The 532-nt window shown below is 48.1% G+C and carries 1 protein-coding gene; it reads left to right on the forward strand.

The genetic code is table 11. From position 1 onward, the window contains the following. Positions 1–42: 42 nt before the first annotated feature. Positions 43–504 (forward strand): YhcH/YjgK/YiaL family protein, encoded by a 462-nt coding sequence (locus ACTHUR_RS17675; protein ID WP_219088535.1) that lies wholly within the window; start codon positions 43–45, stop codon positions 502–504. Positions 505–532 lie beyond the last annotated feature (28 nt).

Raw genomic sequence — 532 nt, forward strand, 5'->3', positions numbered from 1 at the left:
ATTTAAGTGTTTCAGACGGCCTTTAATCTACAAAAATATACCATGATTACCGACACCATAAGCAATGCCACCCGCTACGCTGCCTTGCATCCCGACTTTGCCGAAGCCTTCCATCTGTTGCAGACCCTAAATTTTGCCAAGCTGCCGGACGGCCAAGTACCATGCGAGAATCCCAATATCCGTATTTTTATCGGTAGCGAGCCGATGAGGACTAAGGGAGAAGCCCAGCCTGAAGCGCACTTAAAACATATTGATATTCAAACGCCGATTGACGGCAGCGAAACATATGGCTGGATAGACAGAGGCCGTCTGAAAAACGGTTTAGGCTACAACGAAAAGCGCGATATCGAGTTTTTCGACTGCGAGCCGGAAACCTGGCTGACCTTGGAGCCAGGTGAATTTGCGCTATTCTTCCCGAATGATGCGCATGCCCCATTGGTCGGCGACAGGGCGAACATACGCAAAGTTGTTTTTAAAATCCGTGTTGAAACCGAACGTCTATAATATTTCAGACGGCCTTATCCCCTTATTC

Source organism: Neisseria sp. P0021.S007 (genome assembly GCF_051956855.1).

Bases quoted from the DNA above. Each gene is read 5' to 3' on its own strand.
- ACTHUR_RS17675 (WP_219088535.1), top strand. From the start codon at position 43: ATGATTACCGACACCATAAGCAATGCCACCCGCTACGCTGCCTTGCAT.